14 protein-coding genes are annotated in these 19,164 nt (G+C 55.4%); 7 read left to right on the top strand and 7 right to left on the bottom strand.

Annotated features, from left to right (window positions below; all coding sequences use genetic code 11):
- Window positions 1-46 precede the first annotated feature (46 nt).
- Entirely contained in the window at window positions 47-1,660 is a 1,614-nt protein-coding gene (locus XX99_RS10715; protein ID WP_050059408.1) for an ABC-F family ATP-binding cassette domain-containing protein, read from the top strand.
- Between the two features lie 74 nt (window positions 1,661-1,734).
- Here XX99_RS10715 and XX99_RS10720 read toward each other — a convergent pair whose 3' ends face one another.
- Window positions 1,735-2,130, bottom strand: a complete 396-nt coding sequence (locus tag XX99_RS10720; RefSeq protein ID WP_050059409.1) for a putative quinol monooxygenase — start codon at window positions 2,128-2,130, stop codon at window positions 1,735-1,737.
- Window positions 2,131-2,775: 645 nt separating this feature from the next.
- Between XX99_RS10720 and XX99_RS10725 the strand changes: the two genes are divergently transcribed.
- The gene (locus XX99_RS10725; RefSeq protein ID WP_184084919.1) at window positions 2,776-4,005 is read left to right on the top strand and encodes a TlpA disulfide reductase family protein; all 1,230 of its coding nucleotides are present in this window, start codon (window positions 2,776-2,778) and stop codon (window positions 4,003-4,005) included.
- A gap of 103 nt (window positions 4,006-4,108) precedes the next feature.
- On the opposite strand, the gene XX99_RS10730 is transcribed toward XX99_RS10725, so the two are convergent.
- The 4 genes from XX99_RS10730 to XX99_RS10745 all read right to left on the bottom strand — a co-directional run bounded on the left by XX99_RS10730 (window position 4,109) and on the right by XX99_RS10745 (window position 8,240).
- Complete coding sequence (locus XX99_RS10730; protein WP_050059411.1) at window positions 4,109-4,810, bottom strand: flavin reductase family protein; 702 nt, start codon at window positions 4,808-4,810, stop codon at window positions 4,109-4,111.
- A 124-nt stretch (window positions 4,811-4,934) separates the two neighbouring features.
- The gene (locus XX99_RS10735) at window positions 4,935-5,558 is read right to left on the bottom strand and encodes a YceI family protein (protein ID WP_050059412.1); all 624 of its coding nucleotides are present in this window, start codon (window positions 5,556-5,558) and stop codon (window positions 4,935-4,937) included.
- 137 nt (window positions 5,559-5,695) lie between these two features.
- The gene (locus XX99_RS27215; RefSeq protein WP_156185932.1) at window positions 5,696-6,793 is read right to left on the bottom strand and encodes a hypothetical protein; all 1,098 of its coding nucleotides are present in this window, start codon (window positions 6,791-6,793) and stop codon (window positions 5,696-5,698) included.
- A 673-nt stretch (window positions 6,794-7,466) separates the two neighbouring features.
- On the bottom strand, window positions 7,467-8,240 hold the full coding sequence (locus tag XX99_RS10745; protein ID WP_050060076.1) for an ABC transporter ATP-binding protein: 774 nt from the start codon (window positions 8,238-8,240) through the stop codon (window positions 7,467-7,469).
- 86 nt (window positions 8,241-8,326) lie between these two features.
- Here XX99_RS10745 and XX99_RS10750 point away from each other — a divergent pair, with 86 nt between their 5' ends.
- A complete protein-coding gene (locus XX99_RS10750) occupies window positions 8,327-8,644 on the top strand; it encodes a PadR family transcriptional regulator (protein ID WP_050059414.1) in 318 nt (105 codons plus the stop codon).
- A complete protein-coding gene (locus XX99_RS10755) occupies window positions 8,641-10,137 on the top strand; it encodes a hypothetical protein (RefSeq protein WP_050059415.1) in 1,497 nt (498 codons plus the stop codon). Before XX99_RS10750 ends, XX99_RS10755 begins: the two co-directional genes overlap by 4 nt.
- 58 nt (window positions 10,138-10,195) lie before the next feature.
- Here the strand turns inward: XX99_RS10755 and XX99_RS10760 are convergent, their stop codons facing one another.
- Both XX99_RS10760 and XX99_RS10765 read right to left on the bottom strand, forming a co-directional pair.
- Complete coding sequence (locus XX99_RS10760) at window positions 10,196-12,172, bottom strand: alpha/beta hydrolase family protein (protein ID WP_050059416.1); 1,977 nt, start codon at window positions 12,170-12,172, stop codon at window positions 10,196-10,198.
- A gap of 68 nt (window positions 12,173-12,240) precedes the next feature.
- Window positions 12,241-15,690 carry a TonB-dependent receptor gene (locus XX99_RS10765; RefSeq protein ID WP_050059417.1) on the bottom strand — a complete coding sequence of 1,150 codons (3,450 nt, stop codon included), beginning with the start codon at window positions 15,688-15,690 and terminating at the stop codon, window positions 12,241-12,243.
- 606 nt (window positions 15,691-16,296) lie between these two features.
- On the opposite strand from XX99_RS10765, the gene XX99_RS10770 reads away from it, so the two are divergent.
- The 3 genes from XX99_RS10770 to XX99_RS10775 all read left to right on the top strand — a co-directional run bounded on the left by XX99_RS10770 (window position 16,297) and on the right by XX99_RS10775 (window position 19,029).
- Window positions 16,297-17,295, top strand: coding sequence for a PIG-L family deacetylase (locus XX99_RS10770; protein WP_184084917.1), 999 nt, complete (start codon window positions 16,297-16,299; stop codon window positions 17,293-17,295).
- A 59-nt stretch (window positions 17,296-17,354) separates the two neighbouring features.
- Window positions 17,355-17,624 carry a hypothetical protein gene (locus XX99_RS27220; RefSeq protein ID WP_156185934.1) on the top strand — a complete coding sequence of 90 codons (270 nt, stop codon included), beginning with the start codon at window positions 17,355-17,357 and terminating at the stop codon, window positions 17,622-17,624.
- A 124-nt stretch (window positions 17,625-17,748) separates the two neighbouring features.
- Entirely contained in the window at window positions 17,749-19,029 is a 1,281-nt protein-coding gene (locus tag XX99_RS10775) for a lactonase family protein (protein ID WP_050059419.1), read from the top strand.
- The last annotated feature ends 135 nt before the right edge of the window (window positions 19,030-19,164 follow it).

Here is a 19,164-nt window from a genome sequence, read left to right on the forward strand (position 1 = left end):
TTCTCCGCATTCTGCGGCTCCCTCACTTCATCGCCTTGAGAGAAACATGATTTCAGTCAGCAATGTAAGCATGCGCTACGGCGCAAAGATCCTCTTCGAGGAAGTCAGCGTAACCTTCGTCGCGGGCCGCCGCTACGGCCTCACCGGGCCCAACGGCGCCGGCAAGTCGACGTTTATGAAGGTGCTCACCGGCGAGCTCGATGCACAGAAGGGCAACGTCGTTCGCCCGAAGAAGCTGGGCGTTTTGCGGCAAGATCAGTTTGCCTTCGACGCCTACCGCGTCATCGACACCGTCATCATGGGCAACAAGCCGCTCTGGGCAGCTTTGGAAGAGCGGGACACCATCTACTCGAAAGCCGAACTCACCGATGACGACGGCATGCGCCTCGGGGAGTTGGAAGGAATCGTCGGCGAAGAGGATGGCTACACCGCCGAGAGCGACGCCGCCATACTTCTACAGGGATTGGACATTCCCGACGAACTGCACGAGCGCAAAATGGGCGAACTGCAGGGCGGCCAGAAGGTTCGCGTGCTGCTGGCGCAGGCTCTGTTTGGAAAACCGCAAGCCCTGCTGCTCGACGAACCTACCAACCACCTGGATCTCGACTCGATCCACTGGCTGCAGGACTTCTTGCTGAATTACGAAGGCACGCTGATCACCATCTCGCACGACCGGCACTTCCTGAACAGCGTCACCACGCACACCGCGGACATCGACTACCAGACCATCATCACCTACTCCGGCGGATACGACGATATGGTGATGGCGAAGACGCAGATCCGCTCGCGGCTGGAATCGCAGAACGAGCAGCGCGAAAAGAAGATTGCGCAATTGAACGAGTTCATCGCCCGCTTCGCCGCCGGTACCCGCTCCAGCCAGGTGACCAGCCGCAAGAAGGAAGTGGAACGCCTGCAAACCACGGATCTGGCGCGCTCGAACATCCAACGCCCCTACCTGCGTTTCGATCTGATCCGGCCGTCCGGCAAAACGGCGCTCGAGTTCGAAGGCGTGACCAAATCGTACGGCGACCTGAAGGTGATTCCCGGCTTCGGAGCCAACATACAGCGCGGAGATAAGATCGCGCTCATGGGCCGCAACGGACAGGGCAAGACCACTCTGCTCAAATCCCTGCTGACCGAGTCGCCTGAATATGCCGAGAAGGATTTCGCGCTCGATGCGGGAACCATCAAATGGGGACACGAGGCCCAGGTGGGCTACTTTCCGCAGGATCACACCGGCGTTATCGAGCACGGCCTCACCGTCTCCGACTGGCTGCATCAGTGGGATCCGAAGGTGACGAAGGAAGAGATTCGCGGCATCCTGGGACAGATGTTGTTCCGCGGTGAAGAAGGCCTGAAGCCGACCTCCGCGCTTTCCGGCGGCGAGGCTGCGCGCCTGCTCTTCTGCAAGCTCATGCTCCAGAAGCCGAACATCCTCATCTTCGACGAACCCACCAACCACCTGGATCTCGAATCGATCAACGCGCTCAATATTTCGCTTCAGAAATATGAGGGCACGGTTCTGCTGGTCACGCACGATCATGATCTGATCGACGAAGTGGCGACCCGCATCTGGCACTTCGAAAACGGCGCGATCGAGGACTTCAAGGGGCCTTATGAGGAGTACGTTACGGCTTCCTCAGGAGCCAAGACCTCGTAGTCGATGCAACTCTGTTGCGCGCCCACTAGCGGTCCCGCCGGGCGCGCAACAATGCAGTTCCGAGCTCGTTCGTGCTACCGGAACTGATGGTGGATGCGAGAGTCGAAGGGACTGCCGAGGAACGGCTGGATATCCTGACGAAATTTCACTGTATGCTCAGACCCTACATGCCGCGCAAAGGCATTTGCGTCGCGCCATGTCTCTACGATCGTGAAGTGGTTGGGAGCAGCTGTCTCTTGCAGGATGACATAGGAAACTAAGCCCGGGTCCTGCTTCGTGGCCGCGATCTCAGCGCGAAACAGTCTTGCTGAATTCTCCTCTGCCTGTGGCAGATAGGCATCGGGCTTGATGTCCACATGGCTGACAATCGTGACCGGCTCGGCTTTTTCATCGGCACGCGAGCTCGCAACGAGTAGCAAAGCACTGACGACAGCAAACAGAACAGCAATAGATTTGGAACCGTACTTCACGGGAGTGCTCCTTGAATGTTGAGAGGGTTCTTATCGATGTGCCCGCTCCCGGATGCTCTGAATGATCCGGATGAAGCTGATCGACTCGCCTTCTTGTGGCGGTTGATTTGCACTTCGCGCCGAAGTTTTACGCCGCGTCATCGACCGGACGTAGATCTATTGTGACTACTGGTCGTAGTTTACTGAATCGCAGGCACCGCAACATGAGGCGAACCATCCACTAAGTGAGAACTAAAAACCGGATAGTCTCACTCGTTCAATCTCTAACTCGCGCGCCGCTGCTAAAGTCGGCGTCATCCCGTTCCCGGTTTATCCGCTCCATTCAATCGGATAGTTTCGAGCTTGGTCGGCGCAAATATATTGCGAGCAAGCTCGGATCGGTGCTAGGCTCTTGCCATGACGATGCTCCACAGGACCGTGTTTTGCCCGGCGCCATCCAACACGCCGGCAAGTTCCTGTTGTTGAAGCAACGTTCTACCTTCCCTCGATAAGACTGTTCTCCGGCTCGAACGTATCGACTTCGATGCCGTTCTCCGCCATCCATCAGGAAGTCTTCCTCTGAAAGAGGTCTCGCCAATGATGATTCAAGGCTCAAGGTTAGTTCTTCCCATCACTGTCGCAATCGGGCTGCTTACAGGCTCCCCCATGAAAGTATTCGCCCAGAGCTCATCGAGCAGTGCTACTACAGATGCATCGCCTGCGGGTATATGGAGCGGAGCGACGCAGGTTAACTCCCATGAGGTTCCATTCCGTCTTGAGATCGCGGGAAGTGGTGATCAAGTCCGCGCGGCGTTCATTAACGGAAAAGAGAAATCGGCTGCGTCGAGTGCCAGTTATGCGAACGGGCACCTGATCGTCAATTTCGATTACTACGCAAATACACTCGACGCCACGCTTGAACATGGAATCCTGACCGGCACCTTCAGTGGGCGTGGCCGTAGCATTCCCGTCACGGCTGAACTGAATGGGAAGTTGCCGGTTGCGGATGCGAATCCGCCGCACATTGGCGACCTATGGGAGGTTGCGGTAGACAACGGAGCCAAGGGTGAGCATACCTGGAAGCTTCGGGTGCGGCAGGCCGGCCCTAATGTAAATGCGGTGATCGAACGCATCGATGGAGATACTGGAAGCCTATACGGCGTCTGGCGCGGCGGCGTCTTTACCGTCAGCCACTTCACTGCGGCTGGTCCGAGTTTTGCTATCCTGCGCCCGCAGCCCGACGGAAGTCTCCAGGTAGAAACCTCCGCGCATGGCGGCACGATGCAGGCTTCTACGGCCCGTCGTGCATCTCCGGTGCGAACGGTTGCATTGGAGAGCAACGATGACCCTTTGCACCATACATTCTTGAAGTATCCCTACGAACCGCTGAAGTTCCGTTTTCCTGATCTCAGCGGCAAATTGGTTTCCAGTGAGGACTTTGCGGATAAAGCTCTCATCGTATCCATCGGAGGTAGTTGGTGCCCGAACTGCCAGGATGAAGCTCCTTTTCTCGAAGCGCTCTACCGCAAATACCACAGCCGTGGATTGGAAATTGTGGAGGTCAGCTTCGAAGAAGCGGCACAACTTCCGAATCCCGTACGTTTGCGGGCAGTTATTCAGCGCTATGGCATAACTTATCCGGTCTTACTCGCGGGCACGCCTGATCAATTGAACGAGAAGATTCAGCACGTCGAGAACCTAGACTGCTGGCCGACAACATTCTTTGTCGGGAGAGATGGACTGGTGAAGGCGATCCACACCGGTTACGCAGGGCCCGCCACAGGCGCAGACAATCGTGAACTTGAATCTCACGTTACTGCGCAAGTTGAGCAGCTGCTCGCGGGCAAAGCATCTTCCCCTCGCGCGAAAGCAATCCAGGTCGCGCAGAAGCAGTGAAGAGATAGCCCGCACCAAGGCAATACTGATGACTCGAGCAGCGAAAGCCTTTGGACGTTGCGAATTACCCTCTCCCGCATTTCGGGAGAGGCGCTCATTTGGCTCATGCCTCCTGGGTTTGCCGCGAATCGCCCATGCGTTCGGCCGGACGGTAAAGTTCTTCCGGAATTTCGGCCAAGGTAGAAGGAATGATCTGGCCATCCGCAAGACCGTAGAAGTGAGCGAAGCTCATGATGAGCGGCTTCCACTTGTCCGAATCCACATGGTTGGCTTTGCCGTCGAGCAGAAGATTCTCTTCCACATGCACCCGGACGATTTTGAGTTCGAAGGCCGTGACGAATGCCTCTTCGAGATCAGTACCGTAGGCTCGTTGCACTTCGAATCCGCCGAAGGGGTGTCCAGCCTGAAGTACGGCTTCCATCTGCACGGGGCATTCGGTAATGCGAGGAGTGTGGATGAGCTCGGAGGGAAGAGTGGTGAGGCCGGCCGCGCCCAGCTTGTCTTTTACATAGCGATAGCCGGTGGTTTGCTTCCACGCGGGGACAGGGTTGGAGCCGGTGGTTCTTGCCAGGCTGTTCACGGCCCCGACCTGTGCAACAGACGGGAAATTGAGCACGCATTCCTGCTCGCGTAGAAGGTTCTCCGTCGTCTTCGAGCCGGAGGCAAGGCCGACCATGCAGCTCCAGCCCAAAAACCATGCGGAAGACATGGGCGCAACGTTGATCGTGCCGTCTTCGTTGCGAGTACTGATGAGAACAACCGGGGTGCCGAAGTAGAGGATCGAGGGTTCGATGGTCTTGTGCATAGAACCAATTTCGAGCATCTTCAGATTTGAGACATCCCGATTGTTGCTGTCGAATTTCTAGATTTTCGCGAAGGGCCGCACTATAACTGCGCTTCGGCGGCCACGCAAAAAGCTGCAGACCGAGTTATTGATTAAGTTTCGGCGCAGACCCGCTCATGCGCTTCGCTTCGAGGTTGACGATCACCTCGACGCGATCGGCGATCTTGATGAAGGGAATGCTGCCATTGATTCCGTAGTCCTTGCGGTCAAAGGCCATGGTGCCCTTGATCTCTCCGGTGCCCGTACCATAGCCGGAAACGATCAGCTCCAGCTTCTCCGGCTTCGTGACTCCGCGTATCGTGAAGTCTCCGTCGACTTCAAAGTGGACGGGTTGGCCCGCCACCGCTGGACTGGTTTGAACTATCTTCGTCGAGTGGAACGTGATCAACGGATTATTCTGGACGTCGAAGAAGTCTTTGCTCTTCAGCTTGCTGTTCTTCATGCCGCTTCCGGAATCAACGCTGGCCGCCTGAATCTTGATGTCCAAAACTCCACTGCTGATATCCGCGGATGTAAATACGAGAGTGGAATCCCACTTGTCGAATTTGCCGGTTATCGAGACAGAGGACTTCACGTTGAACACAATCGAGCTGGACATCGGCGTGATTGTATAAACAGGTGCCTGCGCGTGACTGAACGATGTCAGCATGGCGGACACCACGAGAAGGAGGCCAGCAAATCGCATGTTGCGTGTGAGTCTCTTGGACATAACCCTCATCCGACTGGTTGCTATTCGATCGCGTATTGAAATCCCGGCAGCCCTAGCCTACTACGTCAGCCGCTCGGAGACGCTTTCAAATATCACAGCGTGCCGGACTTCGCACCGAGCAACTCAATTTTCGTTCATTAGCGAAGTCCCAGCCTGAGCGGAAAGTCCTCCTCGTCTCCATCCAGATCTGCGCGGGCGATATGTTCGGCAATCGCGGCCTTATTGAATGAGTGAACGCCGAGGTGGATTGTCAGGATCATCAGCGCTGTGACAATCAGGTGAGAGTTTTGGCTTTCGATCCACGGTTCGAGGGCTACAGTGGCGAATACAATTGCCGGAAAGAAAGCCAGATATGGGATGAGGTGCAGCGTGAAGTTCGTCGTCGACGATGAGGATTTGTAGGTGAACGGGATTGTCTTTATATCGAAGAAAAATGCATCCGTGAGCAGGATGCAAAGCCCAAATGCTACGACGACCTGGCCTATGAACGCTCGCCAATTCGGGTAAGAGTTGGGCATTACTATGGCCGCAATTCCAAGTACGGCCAGGCTTAAGCCAGCAGCCCAACAGACGACCCACCTGCGCGCGGTAGCCAAATGCTCATGTTTTGCTTTCCCTGCAATGACTCGGAATACCCACGTTGCCTTCTGGTCAGCTGGGGACATGAACGTCATTCGAAAACCTGAAACAGTCCAGAAGGCAACGATGGGAAGCGCGGCCCGCAAACCATCATGAGAGAAGGCGACGGCCAGGCGTTCGTGTTCGACATCGATTCGCAAAACAGCTGAAACAAGAAGCGCCAAACCTATACCGCCGTACATCACGAGATAAAAACGATAACGCGCCACCCCGAGCAGCGTTTGACCAATGAAATGCCAAATCGCGCGCGCGGGCGCACTTCTAACAACGGTTGCGTGCAGTCCAATCCGTATCAACTTGCGGCGTTGCTCCTGGCGTGCCGCTATCCCTTCCATTAAGCCGCGAATCTTGCGCACGTAAGCGATCGGATAAAAGAGTACGGCCAGGAACGTTGTTGAGAGCGTGGCACACCACCCGATGTGAGCGAGCCGCACGAATGCAGGCGATGTGGCATGACCCTCGAGTATCTGCTGATAGATGCCTAGAAACCAGAGTGGCGGCAAACCGTACTCAACGCCCTGCTGAGACGTGATCAGCGCGCGGAGACTTCCAAACATCGCCGCATAAAGGAAGAGGATCGAGAGCAACGCTGCCACCGAGGCGCCTTGCAGCCAGAGAGCGACCTTCCTGAATCCATGCTCCCCCAGCACCGCGAGAAGAATTCCTTGAAGGGAAAGAACACAGGTTGCGGCGAATACTCCGCTGATTCCAACTGCAACGACATGAGCCAGCAGGAGCCTTCCTAAATGAGGTGGTTCTGTCGCCGCCGGAAGCACGAGCGGCGCAAGGAAATTGGAGTCCAACAAAAAGCCCGTGAGAAGAATGAGGACGGCCGCGATTCTCGCCCTGATCAGTCTTCCCTTCCGGAAAGGCAGCGTGGAGAGCACAAGGACGTCGAGCATATCTGGGAAAAAGAAATCCCACGCGAAGAAAGTAAGGATCCCAGTCGCCACGAAGGAATATAGGACGTAAAAATAATGATCTCCTACCTGTCCCCAATAGGGTCTCGTTCCGCGCGGAGGGTGGTACGGCGCATACAAATAGAGAGCCATCACAAATCCGGGAAGGCCAATGGCACAGGCCATCTGTACGAGTCGCGTTTTGGCGTCTACATCTAGACTCATCAACTCGTTATTGAAAAACCGCTCCAGAATATGGCGGACTAGCACCCAGAATTGCTGAGGCTGGTCAACTTTCGTCTGCGTGGTTCGCGCCAGCACGTCGAGCGAGAGTACAGAATTTTTCATGCGAACAACACCTCTTAGCTGTTCAGTGATTTGCGACCTGCATTACGGCAACCATTTCGCTGGCAATCGATTTTGTATCCTGCTGCTCGACCAGTTGCGCGAAGACACGCTCCAGACTGGATAACTGCATCACCCGCGTCAATTCCAACGGCGGCGCATCTGCCAGAATTTTCCCTTTCGAGATCACGAGTACCCGAGTGCAAAGCTGCTCTACGATCTCGAGTACATGAGAGATGTAGAAAATGGCCTTTCCGCTTGCGGCGAGCTCCTGCAGGAGATCTTTGAATAGACGGGCAGAAAGAATGTCCAAGCCGGATAACGGCTCATCGAAAACAAGAAGCTTCGGATCATGGAACAAGGCGGCAGCCATGAGCACCCGCTGTCTCATGCCTTTCGAGTAAAGCGACATGGGGGAGTGCCGCCACGATTCCAACCCGAGAAGCCGAAGCATACCGTTCGCCTTGATATCGATTGTCTTCTCGCTCATTCCACGCAGTCGCCCTACTAATTGCAGATACTCCATCCCCGACATGTAGGCATAGAGGTGCGCTTCTTCGGGGATATATCCGAGCGATTCCCGATAGCGAGGGAGATCATCCCTGATATTCCGACCGTTGAACAGCACGCGGCCGTCACTTGGCTGTAAAAGTCCAGTGATGATTTTGACCGTAGTCGATTTGCCGGAACCGTTTGTTCCGAGATATCCGACGATCTCGCCGGCGCGGAGACAAAAGCTCACATTCTGAATTGCCGGAATGTTGCGATAACTTTTTGACAGGTTTTCAACCTTGAGCATGGCCACGTCAGAGATCTCCATGCACCCTATGTAGCATACTTCTATCGACCTAGGCAAGAAGCTTGCTACATAGGTAAAATGCCGTCATGCCGGTAGAGCCTAAACTCTCACACACCGCGGCCATGATTCTTCAGGCCATTCACACGGGCCGAATTTACGGATTTAGTGTGATGGAGGCGACGGGCCTTCCCAGCGGAACCGTCTATCCGGCGATGCGCAGGCTAGAACGCGACGAACTGATTGTGTCGAAGTGGGAGCAGCAGTCGATCGCGGACGCTGAACAACGGCCGCTCCGCAAATATTACAAACTCACACGCGCAGGAAAATCCGCGCTCGAAGGTCTTTACAAGCGTTACCCACTGCTTGAAAGAATGCTGCCTTCGCCTGAGGAGCAGAAGGCATGACGCCATCTTCACGTCGCCTCTCGCAAGTTGCAGCATATGCGCTTCTACGCACGGCATCTGCGCTGGTTCCCAGGCGACAGAGGGCCGAATGGCTGGCGGAATGGCGTGCAGAGCTTTGGCATGTGTGCCATGAAGATAAGAATATTTGGCCGGGAATCACTTTTTCCGCCGGCGCCTTTCAAGATGCACTTTATTTCCGCAGAACGGGTGGTAGCGGCGTGACGATGCCGACCGCTCCGCGCGGTTCGGCCGCACGATGCCTGGGCGCATTGTTCGTCGGCGCATTCGTTGGGCTTGTGATTTGCATCGCTCTCCCCAATGCGCATGAAGCGCTGCTGCAGTTCCACTCTCGAAATTCTGACTCCGTTTGGATATCCGGAGATGGCTATCACGGAGTTGAAATCCCGACCGTCCGTATTGCCGACTATCGGCAATGGACCGTAGAGACTCATCGGCTATTTACTGAACTCGCTTTCTATCAACCGGCGGTCAAGAGAATCCATGTCGATCATTACGACGTCGATGGGATATCCGTAGCCCGTTCCAGCCCTAACTTGATAGATTTTATGGACCTGCCCCCGACGGTAAAAGATGCGATTCGCATTCGGCCCTCGGCCTTACCGCAGCTCTTCCTCACCGAAAAAACCTGGCAGCAATCTTTCCACCGCGATCCCAATCTCATTGGACGAAGCATTGAAGTTGGTGGTCAATGGGTGACGGTCGCGGGGATACTGCCGAACGCTATCTGGCCATTCCCGTCGCAGATCGATGGGTGGCTATCCGAGAATCAGACATGGCTCGATAGTCTCGGCGCGCGTACCAAGGGATTTGTCATCGCATTCATCAATCCAGACGGAATTGCAGCGGCATACGGCCCGCGGTGGTTCATGACTGTTCCCGGGCCTGAGAGGAGCTTCGAGCAGTTCGACTGCATCGCTCTCTCGGAGATATTCAACCTGCCGCGCTTCATTCTCGTTTATACGCTGGTCCTGGCCATCGCAGCTCTTCCTGCAACCACGCCGGTGCCATTAGGTGAGTATCCAAGCCATTCAAACTCCAGCTCCCAATCGGCGTCATACTTACGCTGGTTTTTTCTGGTTGCGAAACTTGCACTTGTTGTCGCGGCCGTCTGTTTCTGGTCAATTGCTATCGCTTACTTCGTGAACCCAATTGGTTCGTCCTTATCTATCTATATTTTGATCGCTCTCTCGTTTACGGGATTTCTATTATCCTTCCGCTGGGCGTGGCAAGACCAGCGCAAACGCTGCCCTGTTTGCCTCCGCCTCTTATCGAATCCAGCCCGCGTTGGTCAGGCCTCGCGCAATTTCCTCGCATGGAATGGCACTGAGTGGATCTGCGCTCAAGGACATGGTCTCCTGCATGTTCCGGAGCTTTCCACCAGCTGGCGGAGTTCGCAATGCTGGCTGTATCTTGATCCGTCATGGCGTTCTCTGTTTGCTGGCGCCTACTCGCGGCCCTCGAGCATGCGTTAGATCACGCTCCAAGGAAAAGATCGCGTCCTGTTTCCGCAAGACGCGATCTTTACATGTGCTACTGAGCGGAGTCAGGTTTGAGGTACTTGTTGAGAAATGCCAGTTCACGCTCGTCAGCATCTTTGCGATGCTCCCGCTGTTGGAAGCCATGACCTTCGTGCGGATACGTAATATACGTGAAGGTCTTCCCTTCTTGCTTGAGGGCAGCGGCGAACTCCTGCGACTCCTGAGGGGGCACCTGAGGATCTTCTTCGCCATGCAGGATCAGCAACGGCGTTTTGATTCGCGCTACATCCGGAAGCACATTTGCTTTGCGATAAACCGCGGGCTTCAGCTCTGGAGGGCCGCCCATCTTCGTCTCCCAGCGAATAGCTGAGTTGCGATTGGTGTAGCGCAGAAACAATGCGCGATCGACGACTCCGAACTTCTCAATGCCCACAGCGAAGAGATCAGGATATTTGGATACGGCATTGGCAACGACCGTGCCGCCGTGGCTGCCTCCTGAGATGCCGACGCGCTTGGGATCAGTGAGGCCGGCATCGACGAGATACTGTACCGATGCCGCGATATCATCGATCTCCCCGCCGCCGGAGTCTTCGACATTGGCGTTGCGAAAGCGCTCGCCATAACCCGTGCTGCCGCGGAAGTTCGGCTCAAGTACGACATATCCCTGATCGGCCAGAAATGCTGACCACGGCGAAACGCTGAGGCCCACTTGGCCTTCGGGACCGCCGTGCGCCAGGATCACGGCCGGATAGCGAGTGCCAGCATGGTAGTCAACAGGTTTGTAGAGAATGCCCGCAAGCGGCAGGCCGTCCTTTCCTTTGTAGCGCACAACTTCAGGCGTAATGCCAAGCTGTTCGAACTTCGAAGGACGGATCGCTCCCAACAGACGCGGTTGATCCTTTCCGCTCGCGGCCGCAACGTATGCCGCCGATGCTCCCAGCGTGGAGCGCCATTGAAAATGGATGCTCTCGCTGTTCGTTGTCCAGAGCGGGTCGAGCTCAAAGCCTGCCAGCTGAGTGAGACGATGCGGCTCTCCACCAGCAGCCGGAACAACCCAGATATGCCTCTCCTCGGGAAGATCGCGGTTCGACACAAATGCGATCCACTTTCCATCGGGCGAATAAACAGGCTCTTCGTCTTCGCCCGTTCCATACGTCAACTGCCTGGGCTTGCCGCCTTTGGAGGGTATCAGCCATATCTTGTCCCAGTGCGTTTCCTGCAGCACCACAGCGAGCGTGCTGCTGTCCGGTGACCATGCAGCGGTATTGATGGCCCACGCGCCTCCCGGATCGTTCTTCGCGATGTAGATATCCAGGGACGCGCCCGCTGCAGTGCCTGTCTTCTGGTCGAAGGGAAGCACCTTCAACTTACCCGAAAAGAATTCTCTCGATCGCTCGGTGTAGGAAATACGAGTTCCATCGGGAGACCATAGAGGCCGCGAATCGAAGCGGTCAGAAGATACCGCATCGCCTTTGTCCACCGCTGTATTCGCGATGATGTCCTTGCCGTGATAAATCTCGGTTGCGGCCAGCAGGTTAAGTATCTTTCCGTCCTGGCTCACGACATACAGCTCGTTGTATCCCTTGCGTCCTGACTCGTAGAGGATCCAGTTTCCGTTTGGGTTCCACTGCGGATGATGATCCGTAGCTCCACGCGGATCGCCCGGCCCGACAGGATCGTGCGTCAACTGCAGTGATTCTCCTCCCGCCAACGCAACGACCCATACCTGTCCCTGACTCACATAAGCGATCTGCCGGCCGTCTGGAGATAACGCAAGCTCCGACTTAGGCTCCTGCGATGAGGTGAGCACCCTCTCAGCGCTTCCATCCGCCGGCTTCAAAGCAATCTGTCCGCGTTCCTGGACCACTGTGTATTTACCGTCAGGAGTTATCTCCCCCTCGGCGCTCCGTCGTCCATAGCCGGCGCCGGAGAGGCTGGGGTTCAGTAAGTCATCAATGGTAAGTTTTCCCGCCTGTCCAATAAGAAGCGCGGGATAAAGCAGCGCAAGTGCAAGCACACTCTTTCGCATAGCAGCCCTCAATTCTTTCTCGAAGGGCCGTTCGCGCTCTGTGCGCAACGGCCCCGAATGTGGTTGGTTTAGAAGACGAACTTGCCGAAGACAACTAGCACGCGTCCGGAAACGATAGCTCCCTGCCCGGTGCCGTAAATACTGGTCGGCACGCTCACATCGGTCGTGACTGTGCCCAGCGTCTGCCCTTTGTTTACATCCGAGTTCGGCAATCCGAAATTGGGATGGTTCAGCAGGTTATAGGCATCGGCGCCGAGTTCGAAACGGGTGCTCTCCGTCACTGTAATCTCTTTGGCAAGCTGGGATGAAATGGAGAAGAAGCCCGGACCATAGAAGCTGTTCGGCTTCGTATTGCCCCAGTCCGTCTGCGTTGCTGCTGTCTCGAAGTCGCTGGTGCTCAAGCAGGGCGTATGTACCGCCGAGCTGCCGCAATGGACTCCGATCACGGATGGGTTTGCCGTGTCCGCAAGTACGGTTCCGCTGAACGAACTCGAAAAGACATTCTTGGCGCTGATTCCACTGTCCGTCACCGTGAAGGGACGTCCGCTGTAGAGGTAAATCTTGCCTCCGAATTTCCATCCGCTCAGCGTTTTTTTCAACAGAGTCCGACTCAGCGTGGGTGTCGTGTATACGAGGTCCGCCGTGAAGTTGCTCCGTGTATCGAAGGCCGTGGCGCCATAGCCATCCGTCACCTTGCCGACAGGCGTTCCTCCGTTCAATGCATATACGGTCGGATTGTAGATGGCTCCTGACGCAGCAGTCGTGCCAGCGCCCGGTCCAAGCTGCAAGGCTTTGCTCCACGTATAACTGGCTTGGCCTTGCAGTCCGCCTGCGAAAGAGTGCCGTTCCAGAACCGTCACTCCGTTGTAGTTTGAATAGCCGTTAGCGAAAATCTGGGTCACTGTCGAGAAGCGGGGATCGGGGATGCCGGTTGGCAATCCGCCGTATCCATTCGTAGCCCAGCCGTTGGCGCCAGTGTTCGAAAGTGGCTCATCGTATCCATGATTGCCCGCGTAAGAAATCGTCGCCACGTCGTGACGCGTTAATGGCTGCTCGACCTCGAGACTCCACTCCAGCGTTTTGATGGTGTGGTAGTTGTCCGGGTTTACATAAAGCGTAGGCGTAGAGAAGGTCACGCCAGCGGGAACAGCAGCCTTGAGTTGATTGAGTGTGTCGCCGGCTGAGAATCCTGCCTGGAACGCGGCGTTCGAAGCAGCCGCGGTCGCCTGCGATGTTCCCGCCGTGGGAGATAGACCGACAATTCCATTCGTAACTTTGGGCGCAAATTTGTTTGGCGGATTGCCGTAGACGTTCGCGGCGATATTGGCCGGGATGGTATTTGCAAAGAGCCCGACACCGCCGCGCACAACAGTCTTGCCTTCGCCGATTGGTGACCAGGCAAAGGCGAATCGAGGCTCAACGATGACGCCTTCAAAGGACTTGAAGTCCTGCTGTACTCCTGTTTGAAGCGTTGCGTTATAAGGAATAGTGCTGCCGGCCTGGTAGCCATTGGCGAGGAATTCCGTATTCGCCCGGGAATAGCACTTTTCTTTGCACCATGGATTGCCCTGGTATTCGAAGCGCGCTCCGTAAGTAAGATTTAAATTCTTGAGAATCTTCCACTCATCCTGACCATAAAAGCCGAGGGAGTCGACGCGCAAATGAACCGTGGGTATCAGAGGAAATGACTGGGTAAAGCTGTTGTAGTTGCTGGGGTCTGAGATGTTGCCGTGCGCAAAGTCGGAGACGCTGCCGAAGTTGTAGTCGCCAATGATTGTGCCCGTCTGATTCGCGGTGCTAGTGATGCGGTTATTCCGATTGTTCACGCCAAACTGAAGCGTGTGACGGCCATGCTCCCACGACAAATCGTCGATGATGCCAAGTTGTTGGCCGAGTCGCCCTTCGGGTGCGGCCGGGCCGAGATTTTGAAAGCCCGCATTCCCTGCGCCGCCATCGCTGAAGCCTGTCGCGCCCGTGGTTCCATTCGTAAATGAAACTGGAAGAAGCTTCTGTGCCTCCTGAAAATTGCTGGAGCCGAAAAACACAGCGGAATAGTAGTTGCCATTCAAAATAAAGTTATTCACCAGCCGCGGTGTAATCACATAGGTGTAGTTCAACTGCGGAATTACCCAGGGCTGAGGACTTACTCCGCTGAAGAGCGGATTGATTGGGCTGGTGCCGCTTGCCTGCACGCCCGCGTCGCGGCTGATGCGAAAGTAGAGCTTCTGCTGGGTGTTGATGTTGTAGTCGATGCGCAGGCTGGTGAGGTATTCGGTGTTGACGCTCGAGGCCGTCGATACGAATGCGACGGCGCAAGGGAAGCCGCTGGCTCCGCCAAATGTTGTCCCGCCGCCACCCGGAACCGGTACGCCGGAGAGCCCGTTGTTCTTGCCGCAACCCTGATTACCTGTACCATCCTGCAGTTGCCCGGGACCGTTCGTCACAGCCACCGCACGGCTAAGGCCAGGCGCGTTGTTATAGAGACTGAACAGCTGCTGATAATACGGAAGCGACGCCGCGGGCACATTCGCCAATACATACGTCTGCAGCGCCGGGGATGGAATCGATACGACCTGGTTGGTGGGCAGCGCGTAGCGTAATCCTTCATAGTTGAAGAAGAACGACAGCTTGTCTTTGAGAATTGGACCGCCGACCGACCCGGCATACTGGTTTGCCACCGCACGGCCGCGCGGAGTATGTGTGGCATTGCTGAAATAATCATTCGCATTCAGCACATCGCCGTTGTAGTTTTCAACCAGGTTTCCGTGAAACCGATTGGTTCCGGATTTACTGATGTAATTCACCTGCGCTCCGGCCATCCGTCCATACTGTGCACTGTAGGCGTTGGTGATCACCGAGGCCTCGGCAACATCGTTCTGACCAAGCGTGTTGTTGCTGGAACCGGACTTATTATTGTTGCCGTAAGGCTCGACAATGTCCGCTCCGTTGTAGGTGAAGAGCACAGAGCTGAAAGGCAGGCCGTTGACGTTGAAGTTGTTATTTCCTCCGCCCACGTTCACGCGCACACCGGGAGTAGAAAACGCGACGTTGGTGATATCGCCGCCATTCACGGGCGTGTTCTCAACGTAGTGCAGATTGTAGTCAGTAAGATTGTTTCCGTTTTCCGTCTGCAGAAGGCCGCTGGCCGACTCAACCTCTACCGTCTGCTGCACCGCCTGCACTCCCAGCTTCAGGTCGACTGACTGCTCCTGTCCCACGAGCAGATGGATGCGCACAGCAGGCGTAGAGAGACCCGCCGCTTCTGCGGTGATCTCATAGTCTCCCGGCTTGAGAAACGGGAAACGATATTGTCCCGTAGACTCGCTTATCGTCGTGCTGACGGCATCTGTATCAGGCTGGCGAATTCGCACGGTAGCAGACGTCACGACCGCACCGCTCGAATCCTTGATGGTGCCGACGACGGTGGCGCTGGTAAGTGTTTGGGCGATCAGGAAACGTACCGGCGAAATGACAAGAAGCAATGCAAAGAACAAGCTGCAAAACTTAATAGTTTTCATATTTTCTTTCAGTCGCGCTTTATGTGCGCAGGCTGTGCGCGTGAAGACACGCGGATGTTTGAATGTGTCAGCTTGCGCTCATCCAATGGCGGCGGGGAACGGCAAATATGGAGGAACGGCAATTGTCTTCATGAACTCAACCGTTCGCGGAGCAAGAGCCCGCGAACAGTGAAGTTACGACACTTGATCTAGAAAAAGATTTTTCGAAGGGATGCCGTCAACAGCTTCGACAAGGACAACAACACACGCGGCTCGCGATCAACTGGATGGACATGATGGGCGCGCGGTTCATGCACTCTATATATCACATATTATGACGGAGGCAACAAAAATCCTCGCCACAACTTTACCGCTTAGATCGGGAGCGGCCGCCGGGGGAGCTCCTCAATTCGCAATCTGACCGTGCTACACTCCAACCAATGAAGCCTGTCTCGCAGAAGATCTCCCTTTGTTGTCGCGCACGTTTGTGCGGAGGGTACGCGTCTTCGGGCATGAGGCGATCGCATCGCTAGTTAGCTGAAAATCCGAGAAGACTCTAACGACCCACCGCCAGAAGATGAACTGGCAGGTGGGTTTTGTGTTTATGAGCCGAAGGAGGTTGACCTGGTGAGCGATCCTGAAAAGCCGAGGTGGAACGAAATACATTGCCGCAACGGGCTGTTCCCTTCCGAATGTTTCTACACGCGGAAGACGCCAACGGGGCTGACGTTCCGGCGCGAGATCCAACTCATAGCGATGCTTTGCTGCACGCTTCTGCTGTCCTCCTTTGCCGTTGCACAATCGCCGGGAAAGACGCTGCTGGTCGTCGCGCATCCTGACGACGAATACTACTTCGCTGCGACCGTCTATAGGATGGCGACGCAGCTACATGGGCAGGTGGATGAGCTCATCATCACGGACGGCGAAGGCGGCTTCCGGTACTCCACTCTTGCAGAGCCTTACTACAAAAAGTCTCTGACTGTGGAGGCGATCGGCCGGGAAGACCTTCCTGCGATTCGTAGAGAGGAAGCGCTGAACGCCGGCAGAATATTGGGGATCAAAGAGCATTTCTTTCTGAATCAGAAAGACGATGCTTTCACAACCGATGAAGAAGATGGTCCGAAACATGGCTGGGATGCAGCTCTCATAAGAGGCAAGATCGAAACGCTCATCAAGAAGGAACATTATCAGTACGTCTTTTCGATACTTCCTCGCACAACAACCCACGGACATCATCAGGCCGCGACAGCCCTTGCGGCACTTGCCATTCATGATGTGCCCGAGAACATTCGGCCTGTTTTGTTCGGATTCGACACCGATGCGACAGACTTCATCCCGAGCCGGCAAGTTCAGCATCCCCAGGGATGGCGTTCAACGTATGCCTACGCGTTCGACAGAACGACCAAGTTTGGCTTTCATGACGCACTGAGTTATCAGATCGTCGTCGATTGGATGATCGCCGAACACAAGTCCCAGGGACTTCTACAGACAATGTGCGGTAAAGACCCCAAAGAATATGTGTGGGTAGATTTTGCGAGTGCTCCCAATGCAAACGCGGCTGCAAATTCTCTCTTCGGCCTGCTCGATTTCGGCGCCATACACCAGGCCGGATTCAGTGACCACTAAACCCGTTATCGACTTCGCCCAACTCCAGTATGAGTAATAAAGAACATCCTCGAAAGAATATGAGAGAAACACTCGTCTATACCATCTTGACCAGCGCAGATCAGGCCCGAGCACGTTTGGGCTGGGTTTCCACGTCGACCGGATTGACTTACTGCGGCATCTGCCTTCGTGCAGAGGTGACGCCTGAGGTCGGAGCCGACTGCCGGGTCTGTGGAGCTCGCGTCGCGCAGGTCTTCGAGCTTTCCTCCGGTCCCGCTTCAATACGCCGCGCCTGGAAATCTGCATGTCCGCAAACGGAGCAGTTGGAATTGAAACGCACCGGATCGTGACCTACAGGCGCGTCGACTTACGCAATGCGACGCGCATTTTCGTTCACAATTATTGTTCGGCCTCCAAGAAGGTCGCGCGCGTAGCCCATTCGCTTTCTATTCTGGAACGCAGGTTGGAGAAATTATGAAACAGTTATTCGGCGCTCTCCACGAGTGGGTTTGGTTTGGCGCCTTCGTCTCCTCCTTCGTAATTGCGCAACCTGCTCAGCCACAAATTCCTGCAATGAAAGTAAGTACCTACCCAACGCGCGGAAACCCAACTTCTGCGCTCGCTTCGCACGACGGCCGGTATGTTTTCGTGTCTGTCACCAACGTCGATCAACCTAACTTCAGCGGCCCTGACTCTTCTGCTGGAAGCCGCAAAGATGCGGTGTCGGGGATTCAGGTATTTCATCGCAGCCGGTCATCTTTCGGTCAAGACAAACTTGCCCCCATCGCTTTTGTCCGCACTGGATCGACCGGAGCCAATGGCCTCGTATTGCTTCGCGGAGAACGCACCATTGCAGTCGGGGTTGGCGACGACGGAGTTGCGTTTTTCAATGTGCACCATCTTATTCGTGGCACGGGCTCTCCCCATTTCGCGCCTCAAACCAAGGGAGCAGGCACGTTCGATGTTGTCGCAACGCCGGATGGAAAGTTTGTCTTCTCCTCAAACGAATATGGCGCGGTCGATGAACAGCGAGGCAGCGTCGGGATTATCGAGACACACATAGATCACGACGGACGAGTGGAAAACCCGCAGACGTTAGGCCAAATACCTACGGGCGATGTTGTTCCGAGCCTGGCTCTTTCTCCCGATGGAGACCGCTTGTATGTCGCCTCTGAATTAATTCCCGCACACGATCCGCCGCCGATAGCAGGTGCGGGCAATCCATTGCTTTCAAAGAATAACTGCGTCCAGCGCCAGGGAGCTCCAGCGCGATCGAATGGATACATCTCTGTGATCGACACGCAGAAAGCGATTGCGCTCAGCAAAGAACCGGTCATTACCCGTGTCGCCTCGGGGTGCTCTCCTGTGCGGATAACAGAGCCCGCCGACAAGTCAATCCTCATTGTGTCCGCGCGCGGCGATGATGCAATTCTTGCGTTCAGTGCGCCTCTTTTGGAGCGTGATCCTGAGCATGCACTCCTTCGCTCGATTCCATCAGGCGGCACAGCGCCGGTGGGAGTGCGCCTCTTTTCGAATGACAACTTGCTCGCTGTTGCGAACTCAAACCGTTTCGCGGATTCAGACGGCACCCTCGCGATCCTCAACCTGTCTGACACTATAAAGACTGGACAGCCGCTCTTACTACCGGCAGGCCGCTTCCCTCGCAACCTCAGTCTAACTGCGGATGGTTCCACTCTCTATCTCACCAACTACACTTCGCGCAGTCTCAGTGCGATCGCAATCAAGAAGAGATGAGATATATACCTTCGAATAAGTCTGGCCAAAAAAAAATAGAGTAGAAACTTCTAGACATCCGTATAAGCCTAAGCTATATTCCGCTCATGCTGCCCGCGTACATCTATCCCGCCTGTTACTCCTGTTCGATCGACG

The sequence above is a fragment of the Silvibacterium bohemicum genome, assembly GCF_001006305.1.
GTDB lineage: Bacteria > Acidobacteriota > Terriglobia > Terriglobales > Acidobacteriaceae > Silvibacterium > Silvibacterium bohemicum.